We start from the raw sequence: 11332 nt of genomic DNA on the forward strand, positions 1-11332 counted from the left end.
ACCCCCGATTTCAGGGCCGCGGAGCGGGCGTTCCAGCTGATGATGCAGGTCGCCGGCCGCGCAGGCCGCCGTTCGGACGGCGGGGAGGTGGTGATCCAGACTTCGGAGCCGGGGCATCCCGTGATCCGGCAGGTCGCCGCGGGCGATTACGACGGCATGGCGCGGGCGCAGCTCGCCGAGCGCGAAGCCTTCTTTTACCCGCCTTACGCGCGGCTTACGTTGCTGACGCTGCGCCACCGCGACGTCGCCCTGCTGCGGCGCGGCATCACGGAGCTGGCGGCGCGCCTGCGCGGCCGTTTCGGTCGCCGCGTACTGGGGCCGATGACGCCCCCCGTTGACCGCATTCGCGGCGAATACCTCGCCGGGCTGCTGCTCAAGGTCGAAAGCGGCGCCTCGTCGGCGCGCGCCCGGGAGTTGCTGGGGGCGGAGCTGAAGGCTTTTTCGGAGAACCCCGAGTTCAGGAATATTACCGTCGTCGTCAATGTCGATCCTCAGTAGCCTGTTGCGTGACGTGGCGGCGCTCTTTTTTCCGCCTCGCTGCCCTGTGTGCGGCCGGATGCTGGCGCAGGGCGAGCACACGGTCTGTACGCTGTGCCGGGCGACGGCACCCCTGACGGGGTTTTGGCGCCAGGCCGACAACCCCGTGCTGGGGCGGTGCCGCGACATGCTGCCCGTGGAGCGGGCGTCGGGGCTGCTCTACTATGTCCACGGCAGCGGGTGGCGGGAGCTGATCCGGGGGTTCAAGTACCGCGGGGCATGGCGCACGGCGCGGGCGATGGGCGAGTGGTACGGTCGCTGCCTGAAGGAAAGCGGATTATACGACGACGTGGAGGTGGTCGTGCCCCTGCCGCTGCACCCCGTCAAGCGCTGCCGCCGCGGGTACAACCAGTCCGAATACATCGCCGAAGGGATTGCCGCGCAGCTGGGCGTGGAGGTCGACCGCCGCAGCGTGCGCCGGAAGCGCAATACGGAGAGCCAGGCCCTCAAGGCGCGCCGAGACCGGGCCCGCAATGTCGAGGATGCGTTCGCCGTCGTCCGTCCCGGGCGGCTTGCGGGGCGGCACGTCCTGCTGGTGGACGACGTGTTCACCACGGGCAGCACGATGCTTTCGTGCGCCGGGGAGATTCTGCGCTCGGCGCCCGGGTGCCGCATCAGCATCGCCGCGCTCGCCGTCTCGCGGCACGCTCTGGGCGAGAAGGGGTAGGGTGCGGAAATTATTTTTCAACGGGCCGGACGTTTCCGCAGGGGCGGTGCCGGGCCGAAACTATGTTAAAACATAGTTTTCGGCAGAATATCCCCCGGCGGGGTTTTGAATTCTCCCGGCTTATTGCTACTTTTGGCCTTTGAACGAAAGCGTATATCATGGCAAAAGATTATAACCCCTCCCGGCGCAACAGGGAGGCATTCGAGGCGCTCGCCGAGACCCCGGGGAACGTACCCCCGCAGGCGGTCGAACTGGAGGAGGCCGTACTCGGCGCGCTGATGCTCGAAAAGGACAGCATCATCGCCGTGCAGGAGTATGTGACGCCCGATGCGTTCTACACGGAGGAGCACCGCACGATCTACAAGGCGATCGAGGAGCTGTCGATGGAGCTCAAACCGATCGACCTCTATACCGTGACCGAGCGGCTGAAAGGCAAGAAGGAGCTCAAGAAGGTGGGCGGGGCGTCGTACCTGGCGCAGCTCACGCAGAAGGTAGGCTCGGCGGCCAACGTCGAGTTCCATGCCAAGATCATCGCCCAGAAATACGTGCAGCGCGAGCTGATACGCTCGGCGACCGAGATACAGAAACGCTCGTACGACGAATCGACCGACGTGACGGAACTGATCGGGTATGCCGAAGGCGAGATATTCAAGGTCGCCGAGGGGCATGTGAAGCGTTCGGTGCAGGTGTCGAAGGATATCCTGGCGCGGGCGCTGATGCAGATCGAGGAGGCGTCGAAAAACACGAGCGCCTTCAACGGCGTTCCGTCGGGTTTCATGGCCATAGACCGTGTGACGCTGGGCTGGCAGCTCTCCGATTTGATCATCATCGCCGCCCGCCCTTCGATGGGTAAGACGGCCTTCGTGCTCTCGATGGCGCGCAATATGGCCGTAGATCACGAGCAGGGTGTGGCGTTCTTCTCGCTCGAAATGTCTTCGGTGCAGCTGATGATGCGTCTGATCATCGCCGAGACGGGACTCAACGGCAACGACGTGAAATCGGGCCGTCTGACGCCCGAGCAATGGCGCCACCTGGAGTCGGCGACCAAACCGCTGGGTGCGGCGCCTCTGTTCATCGACGATACGCCGGCGCTTTCGGTCTTCGAGTTCCGCTCGAAGGCACGCCGCCTGAAGATACACAACGACATCAAGATCATTATCATCGACTACCTGCAGCTGATGACCGGCAACCAGGATTCGAAGGGGAACCGCGAGCAGGAGGTGGCCTTCATTTCGCGTACGCTCAAGGCCATCGCCAAGGAGCTGAACGTGCCGGTGATCGCCCTGTCGCAGCTGAGCCGTGCCACGGAGATGCGCGGCGGGTCGAAGCGCCCGCAGCTCTCCGACCTGCGTGAGTCGGGCGCCATCGAGCAGGACGCCGACATCGTGGCGTTCATCCACCGTCCGGAATATTACGGCATCAACCAGGACGAGAACGGAATGCCTACGGCCGGCATGGCCGAAATCATCATCGCCAAGCACCGTAACGGCGCTGTGTGCGACGTGAACCTGCGCTTCCTGAAGGAGCAGGCGCGTTTCGCCGACATGGACGACTCGATGCTGCCGCCCGCGCAGGCTTCGGACAGTCAGCAGGCCTACGACGATTACGCCAGCGGTTCGAACGGCACCACGGGGGCTGCCGCCGCGCTGGGTTCGGGGATCGGCGGCGGGGAGTTCGACCTGACGCCCCGGGCGCTGGACGAAGAGGCGCCGTTCTGAGTGGCGGCGCGATGCGGCCGAAAGGGAGCCCCCGCCACGCCGGAAGACGGGCGGGGATTATGTGAAACGAACTGATAAATTTTCGATATATGTTTGTCCGGACTTATGCGGGTGCGATCGTGGGGATCGACGCCGTGGCGGTGACCGTCGAGGTCAACATCGCGGGCGGCGGGCTCGGCATGTACCTGGTGGGACTGCCGGACAATGCCGTCAAGGAGAGCGAGCAGCGCATACGTGCGGCGTTCGAGAACTCGGGGGAGCGGATGTCCGGCCGCAAGGTGGTCGTGAGCCTCGCCCCGGCCGACCTGCGCAAGGAAGGCGCTTCGTTCGACCTGCCGATCGCCGTGGGGATACTCGCGGCGATGGGGCGCGTGGATGCCGGGGCGCTCGGCGGGACGATGTTCGCGGGCGAGCTGTCGCTCGACGGGACGCTGAAACCCGTGCGGGGCGTGCTGCCGATGGCCGTGCGGGCCCGCGACGAAGGGTTGCGGAGGCTGGTGCTGCCGGCGGACAATGCCCGGGAGGCGGCCGTGGTGGAGGGTATCGACGTGCTGGGCGCCGGGAGCCTGAAGGAGGTGATGGCGCTGCTGAACGGCGAGGCGGAGATCGTGCCCGCCGTGCCCGGGGCGGCGGAGCCGTTCGAAGTCGCCGCGGGGCGTTACGAGGAGGATTTCGCCGACGTGAAGGGGCAGGCGCTCGCCAAGCGGGCGCTGGAGATCGCTGCGGCGGGAGGGCACAACGTGCTGATGATCGGCGCACCGGGTTCGGGAAAGACGATGCTGGCGCGGCGTATGCCGACGATCCTGCCGCCGCTGTCGCCCGGGGAGGCGCTGGAGACGACCAAGATACACTCCGTGGCCGGGAAGGCAGGGGCTGCCGGCGGACTGATGGCGCGCAGGCCTTACAGGGCTCCGCACCACACCATCTCGCAGGTGGCGCTGATCGGCGGCGGGCAGTCGCCGCGGCCGGGCGAGGTGTCGCTGGCGCACAACGGGGTGCTGTTTCTCGACGAACTGCCCGAGTTCGGGCGCAGCGTGCTGGAGGTGTTGCGACAGCCGTTGGAAGAGAAGAAAATAACCGTGTCGCGGGCCAAATACAGCGTGGAATACCCGGCGAACTTTACGCTCGTGGCGGCGATGAACCCCTGTCCGTGCGGGTATTACAACCACCCGGCCCGGGAGTGCGTCTGCTCGCCGGGGTCGGTGCACCGCTACATGAGCCGGATTTCGGGGCCGCTGATGGACAGGATCGACATGCATGTCGAGGTGACGCCCGTCTGCGCGGCGGAGCTTTCGGCAGCGGCGCCCGGGGAGTCCAGCGCTGCGATCCGTGCGCGGGTCGTGCGGGCGCGGGAGGTGCAGGCCGTGCGGTTCCGCGGTGCGCAGGGGGTGCATACCAATGCGATGATGAACGCGGCCATGCTGCGCGAATACTGCCGCCCGGATGCCGCTTCGGCGGCGCTGCTGGAGCGCGCGATGGAGCGGCTGAACCTCTCGGCGCGGGCTTACGACCGTATCCTGAAGGTGGCGCGCACGATCGCCGACCTGGCGGGGCACGAGACTGTCACGGCGGCCGACGTGGCCGAGGCAATCAATTACCGGTCGCTGGATCGGGGTAACTGGGGACGGTGATGAAAAAATGGCTGAAGACAATGGCATGGGCGGCCGCCGCCGGGGCGGTGCTGGCTACCGTGGCGGTATCCGCCGCCGGATATGCCGTGCAGCGGGCGACAGACGGCCGGGTATACGCCTCGCCCGGGGAGGTGCCCGCCAACCGGGCGGGGTTGCTGCTCGGGACTTCGCGGACGGTGCGTTCGGGACGTCCGAATGCGTATTTCTACAACCGGGTCGATGCGGCCGCGGCGCTGTACCATGCCGGCAAAGTGGAGTACTTGGTCATCAGCGGCGACAACGGCCGCAAGGGTTACAACGAGCCGCAGGACATGAAGGAGGCGCTCGTCGGACGGGGCGTGCCGGCGGGGGCGATATACCTCGACTATGCCGGGTTCCGGACGTACGATTCGGTCGTCCGCATGGAAAAGATATTCGGGCAGGAGAGCTTCACGGTAATCTCGCAGGAGTTCCATAACCGCCGTGCGGTTTACATCGCGCAGGCGTTGGGGCTCGATGCCGTAGGGTACAATGCCGCAGACGTGGCGGCGTACGCTGGCATGAAGACCAGGCTCCGGGAAAAGCTGGCGCGGGTCAGGATGTTCATGGATTTATGGACGGGAAAAACCCCGAAATTCCTCGGGGAACCCGTCGAAATAGGAAAATAACGGGATATGAAGAAGATCATACTTTCGGGCGGCGGAACGGGCGGACATATCTATCCGGCCGTAGCGGTGGCCGAGGCGCTCAAGCGGCGGTTCGGCGGCGATGTGGAACTGTTGTTCGTCGGCGCCGAGGGCAAAATGGAGATGGAAAAGGTGCCGGCGCTGGGCTACCGCATCGTGGGCCTGCCGATTGCGGGGTTGCAGCGGCGCATGGACTGGCACAACCTCGCGGTGCCGCTGAAGGTGCTCCGGAGCATCCGGATGGCGAAAAAGACCATCCGCGATTTCGGGGCCGATGCGGTGGTGGGCTTCGGGGGCTACGCCAGCGCCCCGGTATTGTGGGCCGCACAGCGGCTGGGGGTACCGACCGTGATCCAGGAGCAGAACTCCTACGCGGGGCTGACGAACAAGATCCTGGCCCGGAGGGCGCAGCGGATCTGCGTCGCCTATGAGGGCATGGATCGGTTCTTCGCGCCCGGTAAGATCACGATGACGGGCAACCCCCTGCGGGGCCGTTTCTCGAAAGAGGGTGCCGACCGCGGCGAGGCGTTGGCCTATTACGGCTTTAGGGCGGAGCTCCCGGTGGTGCTGGTAGTGGGCGGCTCGCTCGGGACGCGGTCGCTCAACGAGATGATGAAGGCGTGGATACTCTCGCTCGGGGGCGCCGACGCTCCGGTGCAGGTAATCTGGCAGACGGGGAAATACTACGAGCGCGAGATGCAGGCTTTTCTGGCGGCGCACCCGACGGGGAATATCTGGCAGGGAGCTTTCATCGACCGCATGGACTACGCCTATGCGGCGGCCGACCTGGTCGTGTCGCGCAGCGGCGCCGGAACGGTCTCGGAGCTGTGCCTGGTGGCCAGGCCCGTGTTGTTCGTGCCTTCGCCCAACGTGGCCGAGGATCACCAGACGAAGAACGCCCGGGCGCTGGAGGCCAAGGGGGCTGCGGTGGTGGTGCCCGATGCCGAGGCCCGCACGCGGGCGATGGCGCGGGCGATGGAGCTGCTCGCCGACGGAGAGGCGCTGCGCAGGATGAGCGAAAACCTCGAGAAGCTGGCGCGACCCGACGCGGCGGAGCGGATCGTGGATGAAATCGAAAAGGTAATGAAGTGACCGCACGGCCGTGAAGCCGCAGGGCGCAGGCGGCACCTGTCTTCACGGGACGGGCTGCGCGTGTCCGACGGGCGGCGGAGGCGGTGTGAAAATCAAGAATTGAGCAGATGGAGTTTCAAAAAGTATATTTTCTGGGTATCGGCGGCATCGGCATGAGCGCCCTGGCCCGCTATTTCCTGCACGAGGGGAAAAAGGTGGCCGGTTACGACCGTACGCCTTCGCACCTGACGGACGAGTTGTCGGCCGAGGGGGCGGCGATCCATTTCGAGGACGACGTGCGGCTGATCCCCGCGGAGTTCCTCGACCCGGCGGCGACGATGGTGGTTTATACCCCGGCCGTGCCGCAGGAGCACGGCGAGTACCGCTATTTCGCTGACCACGGGTTCCGTATCGAGAAGCGCTCGCAGATGTTGGGGCACCTCGCCGAAGGCAAGTACGTGATGGCCGTGGCGGGGACGCACGGCAAGACTACGACGTCGACGCTCGTGGCATGGCTGAACCGCGCCCTGACGGGTGGCGGCAGTGCTTTTCTGGGCGGTATCTCGAAGAATTTCGGCGGCAACCTGGTGCTGGACGGCTGCGGGGTGCAGGGGATGCGCCCGCCCGCAGGGGAGGGATGCGCCGCTGCCGAATCCCGCCTTTCGGGCGGGCGGCTGGCCGTCGAGGCCGACGAGTTCGACCGTTCGTTCCTGCGGCTCTATCCCGATGTGGCGGTGGTCACGTCGGCCGACGCCGACCACCTCGACATTTACGGGACGCACGAGGCGGTGAAGGAGGCTTTCGCGCAGTTCGTGCGGCAGATACGCCCCGGCGGGTTCCTCGTCATCAAGCAAGGGACAGACATCGTGGTGGACAATCCGCAGATTACGGTGTACCGCTATTCGTACGACGTGCCGTGCGACTTCTATGCCCGTAACGTGCAGCTGCTCGAGGGAGGCCATTATAGGTATGATATCGTAGTGCCGGGCGGTGTGGTCGAAGGCTGCACGCTGGGCATTCCGGGCTGGGTCAACATTGAAAATTCGGTGGCGGCTGTGGCCTCGGTATGGTGCGCGGCCAGGGCCGAAGGGGTTGCGTTGGATGCGGACGCCCTGCGCGGGGCGCTGGCGTCGTTCTCGGGCGTGAAGCGCCGGTTCGAATTCTATGTCAACACCCCCAGACAGGTCTACATGGACGATTACGCGCACCATCCGCGCGAACTGGCGGCGACGCTGACCTCCGTGCGGAAGATGTTTCCGGGACGGCGCATTACGGCGCTGTTCCAGCCCCACCTCTACACCCGCACGCGCGACCTCTACGAAGAGTTCGCCGAGTCGCTGTCGCATGCCGACGAGGTGGTGCTGCTGCCGATTTACCCGGCGCGCGAGGAGCCGATCCCCGGCGTCACGTCGGAGCTCATCGCCCGGCACGTGGCCGTGCCGTGCCGCATCGTCGGCAGGGAGGCGCTGGCCGATACGGTCGCGGCGATGGATACGGACGTGGTGGTGAGCTTCGGGGCGGGCAATATCGACGCCTGCTGCGAGGCGCTGGCCGAAAAACTCGGAGCGAAAAGCTGACGTGCGATGAACCGCTACCTCCGATACGCATTGCTGGCCCTTTTGTGGAGTGCCGTGGCCGCATATATCCTCTATGCGGGCACCACGGCGCAGCGTCTGCGTGCCGCGAGGACGGTCTGCAAGGTCGAGATCGAGGTCGTCGACAGTTCGTCGATGGGTTATCTGGTGTCGGGGCGCATGGTGCGCGGGTGGATCGCGCAGAGCGGGATCAAGACGAAAGGCATGGCAGTTGATAAGGTGCCCTTGACGCAGATCGAGGAGATGATCGCCAGGAACGGGTTCGTGGAGCGGGTGGACGCCTATGTCTCCTATGACGGGGTGCTGCACGTGGATATCAGCCAGCGAAGGCCGCTCGTGCGGCTGCTGGTGAACGGCGTGGATTCGTACGTCACGGCGGAGGGCTATGTCTTCGCCGCGCCGCGGGCATCGTCGCTTTACGTGCCGGTCGTGACGGGCAGCTACCGCCCGCCGTTTCCTGCGGCGTATGAGGGCCCCGTGCGGGCGCATATCGACACCGAGTCGGCGAAGGTGGACAAACGGATCGCGGAGCTGGAGCGGGAGAAGTACCCGCTTTACAGGCGCGAACTGCAGAATGACCGCAACCTGTCGGCGCTGCGCCGTATGCGGGTCAAGAAACAGTGGTGGCGGCTGGAAAGCTCGGCCGAGTTCGACAAACGGGTCGGCGAACTGCGCCGCCACAAGGTCGAAATGCGCCGCAAATACCGCTACGAGGCGCGTATGATCCAGCAGGGGATCGACCGTATCGCACGGCAGCAGGAGGCCGAGCGGCTGAAACAAAAAAAGTTGGAGAAAAGCTACGAAGATTTCATGAAACTCCTTACCTTTGTAGAGTTCGTCGAAGAGGACGATTTCTGGAGGTCGGAAGTGGTGCAGATTGCGGCTCGGACGACCCCCAGCGGAGCGTTGGAGGTGGAGCTGGTGCCGCGGAGCGGACGCCACACCATTCTTTTCGGGCGCATCGAGCAGGTGGAGCGTAAGTTCGACAAGTTGCTGCGCTTCTACCGCAACGGGTTGCAGAACATCGGCTGGGATGCGTACAGGACGATAGATATCAGATACAAGGATCAGGTGGTTTGCAAGAAATAAAAAGGAAATATACCGTGGAAAGAAAGAATTATACCGTTGCCGTCGACCTGGGCTCGTCGAACGTCGTGGTGGCTGTCGGTGAGAAGGCCGCCGAAGGGCAGATGGAGGTGGCGTCGATCGTGTCGAAGCCCGTCGAGGGGGTCAACGCGGGCAAGATCGAGAATATCGAACTGGTGAGCCGCGCCATCCGCGAAGCCATGTCCGAAGCCGAAGAGCAGCTGGGGATCCGGATCACGGAGGCCTATGCCGGTATTTCGGGCGATTTCGTGCGCTGTGCGCGCCATACGGATCATGTTTTCGTCTACGATCCCCAGAACGGCGTCAACCAGAAGGACGTCGACGCGCTGTTCGACCGCATGCGGAACGTGCAGGCGCCCGACGACGAGACCATCATGGAGCGTGTGCCCCAGAACTATGTGGTCGACGACAACCAGGAGGTCAAGAACCCCGTGGGGTCGTTCGGCAAGAAACTCTCGTCGACGTTCAACTTCATCCTTTGCCTGCGCACGCCGATGCAGCGGCTCGATATGGCGCTCAAGCGGCTCGGCATAAAGATGCTGGGCGTGACGTCGAACGCCATCGCCACGGCCGAGGCCGTGCTGCTGCCCGACGAGAAGGAGGAGGGCGTAGCGGTGGTCGACATCGGCGGCGGCGTGACGGACGTGGCGGTTTATTACCGCAATGTGGTGCGTTATATCGCCACGATCCCGATGGGGGCCATGGCCATCAACCGCGACATCCGCACGATGAGCGTGCCCGAGAAACATGTGGAAAGCCTCAAGCAGAAATACGGTTCGGCGGTAGCCGACCTGGCCCCGGAGGACAAACTGATCCGCGTCAACGGCCGCACGGCTCGCGAAGCGAAGGACATCCTGCTGCGCAACCTGGCGACGGTGATCGAAGCCCGTGCCACGGACATTGCGGAGTTCGTATTGCAGGAAATCCGGGATTCGGGGTATGCCGGCAAGTTGGCTTACGGTATTGTCCTGACGGGAGGTTCGGCCAAGCTGAAGGATGTGGATGAGTTGTTCCGCCGCGTGACGGGCATGGACGTGCGCATCGCATCGGCCGAAACCGGCGTTGCGGAGGAGTCGAGGGAAAAGGTCGTAGACCCGGCCTATGCCACGGCGGTCGGTATTTTGCTCAAGGGCGCCGAACAGGGTGCCTGCGCGGTGATCGAGCGTCCGGCCGCACCGGCGTCCCGGCCAGCGGAGCCCCGCCCGGGATTCCAGCCCCAGCAGCCCCAGGCCGCACCCGAGTTCCGCCATACGCCGCGGTTCCAGCAGCCCGCACAGGGGCCGGCTTCCGCGGCGGCACAGCCTGCGTCCGATGAGGATGCCGCGGCAAGGGGGCAGGAGCGGGAAGATGAGCAGCTGAAGGCCCCCGTGATCGAACCCAAGCGCAAGCGCGACTGGGGGTCGATCTTCCAGAAGACCTTCGACAAGATCAACAAGAGCTTTACGGCCGCCGAGGACGAGGAGATTTGATCCTGGGGGGGCTGAAACCGGCCTTTTAAACGGCCGGGCGTGAGGAGGATTTGCGGGCGTTCGCCCCGCGTGGGAATTAATCAGAAGAAAGGAGTAAAGAGATATGACAGACGAATTGATGTCGGAAATCAAAGCCCCGAAGACGGACGGGTCGATCATTATGGTGGTAGGTGTCGGCGGTGCCGGCGGGAATGCCGTGAACCATATGTGGAACCTGGGTATACGGGGCGTGACGTTCATGGTTTGCAATACCGACCAGCAGGCGTTGGACAAGAGTCCCGTGGAGCAGAAGATACGGCTCGGAGCCGAAGGTCTCGGTGCGGGGAACGACCCGGAGAACGGCCGCCGTGCCGCAGTCGAGTCGCTGCCCGAAATCCGCCAGCACCTCGAAGAGGCCGGGACTCGGATGCTGTTCATCACGGCCGGCATGGGCGGCGGTACGGGTACGGGTGCATCGCCCGTCATCGCCAAGCTGGCCAAGGAGATGGGGCTGCTGACCGTGGCGATCGTCACCTCGCCGCTGGCCGTCGAGGGTAAGATCCGTTACGAACAGGCTTTCCGCGGGATCGAGGAACTGCGCCAGAATGTCGATTCGCTGCTGATTATCAACAATGAGAATATTCTCGAAATATACGGGCGCCTGTCGCTTAAGCAGGCGTTCGGCAAGGCCGACGACATCCTGTGTTCGGCGGCGAAGGGCATCGCCGAGATCATCACGGTCGAAAGCGACCTGGTGAACGTCGACTTCGCCGATGTGTCGAAGGTGATGCGCGATAGCGGCCGCGCGCATATGGCCGTGGCTACGGCCGAAGGCGACAACCGCGCCGAGACTGCAGCCGAGGCTTCGCTGCGTTCGCCCCTCCTGCGTCACA

General features: G+C 64.7%; 9 protein-coding genes and 1 pseudogene. All 10 read left to right on the plus strand.

Annotated elements, in window-relative coordinates:
- Positions 1–498, plus strand: a pseudogene (locus QVP03_RS02520) (primosomal protein N'); the annotation flags it as partial.
- The gene (locus tag QVP03_RS02525; RefSeq protein ID WP_022332078.1) at positions 482–1204 is read left to right on the plus strand and encodes a ComF family protein; all 723 of its coding nucleotides are present in this window, start codon (positions 482–484) and stop codon (positions 1202–1204) included. The pseudogene QVP03_RS02520 and the gene QVP03_RS02525, both read left to right, overlap by 17 nt.
- A gap of 158 nt (positions 1205–1362) precedes the next feature.
- Complete coding sequence (gene dnaB, locus QVP03_RS02530; protein WP_022332079.1) at positions 1363–2922, plus strand: replicative DNA helicase; 1560 nt, start codon at positions 1363–1365, stop codon at positions 2920–2922.
- Positions 2923–3011: 89 nt separating this feature from the next.
- Entirely contained in the window at positions 3012–4553 is a 1542-nt protein-coding gene (locus tag QVP03_RS02535; RefSeq protein ID WP_022332080.1) for a YifB family Mg chelatase-like AAA ATPase, read from the plus strand.
- Positions 4553–5200, plus strand: a complete 648-nt coding sequence (locus QVP03_RS02540; protein ID WP_256166252.1) for a SanA/YdcF family protein — start codon at positions 4553–4555, stop codon at positions 5198–5200. The genes QVP03_RS02535 and QVP03_RS02540 overlap by 1 nt, the downstream gene beginning before the upstream one ends.
- 6 nt (positions 5201–5206) lie before the next feature.
- A complete protein-coding gene (murG, locus tag QVP03_RS02545; protein ID WP_022332082.1) occupies positions 5207–6310 on the plus strand; it encodes an undecaprenyldiphospho-muramoylpentapeptide beta-N-acetylglucosaminyltransferase in 1104 nt (367 codons plus the stop codon).
- A gap of 107 nt (positions 6311–6417) precedes the next feature.
- Positions 6418–7866 carry a UDP-N-acetylmuramate--L-alanine ligase gene (locus QVP03_RS02550; protein ID WP_022332083.1) on the plus strand — a complete coding sequence of 483 codons (1449 nt, stop codon included), beginning with the start codon at positions 6418–6420 and terminating at the stop codon, positions 7864–7866.
- 6 nt (positions 7867–7872) lie between these two features.
- Positions 7873–8973 (plus strand): hypothetical protein, encoded by a 1101-nt coding sequence (locus tag QVP03_RS02555; protein ID WP_022332084.1) that lies wholly within the window; start codon positions 7873–7875, stop codon positions 8971–8973.
- 14 nt (positions 8974–8987) lie between these two features.
- Complete coding sequence (ftsA, locus tag QVP03_RS02560; protein WP_022332085.1) at positions 8988–10460, plus strand: cell division protein FtsA; 1473 nt, start codon at positions 8988–8990, stop codon at positions 10458–10460.
- A 103-nt stretch (positions 10461–10563) separates the two neighbouring features.
- A partial coding sequence (locus tag QVP03_RS02565) for a cell division protein FtsZ (protein ID WP_288210612.1) occupies positions 10564–11332 on the plus strand: 769 nt, incomplete at its 3' end.

The organism is Alistipes sp. CAG:29 (assembly GCF_000435435.1).
GTDB classification, from domain to species: Bacteria; Bacteroidota; Bacteroidia; order Bacteroidales; family Rikenellaceae; genus Alistipes; species Alistipes onderdonkii.

Coding starts and splice junctions, on each gene's coding strand:
- QVP03_RS02550 (WP_022332083.1), top strand. CDS start 6,418: ATGGAGTTTCAAAAAGTATATTTTCTGGGTATCGGCGGCATCGGCATG.
- QVP03_RS02555 (WP_022332084.1), top strand. CDS start 7,873: ATGAACCGCTACCTCCGATACGCATTGCTGGCCCTTTTGTGGAGTGCC.
- murG (WP_022332082.1), top strand. CDS start 5,207: ATGAAGAAGATCATACTTTCGGGCGGCGGAACGGGCGGACATATCTAT.
- QVP03_RS02535 (WP_022332080.1), top strand. CDS start 3,012: ATGTTTGTCCGGACTTATGCGGGTGCGATCGTGGGGATCGACGCCGTG.
- QVP03_RS02540 (WP_256166252.1), top strand. CDS start 4,553: ATGAAAAAATGGCTGAAGACAATGGCATGGGCGGCCGCCGCCGGGGCG.
- QVP03_RS02525 (WP_022332078.1), top strand. CDS start 482: ATGTCGATCCTCAGTAGCCTGTTGCGTGACGTGGCGGCGCTCTTTTTT.
- dnaB (WP_022332079.1), top strand. CDS start 1,363: ATGGCAAAAGATTATAACCCCTCCCGGCGCAACAGGGAGGCATTCGAG.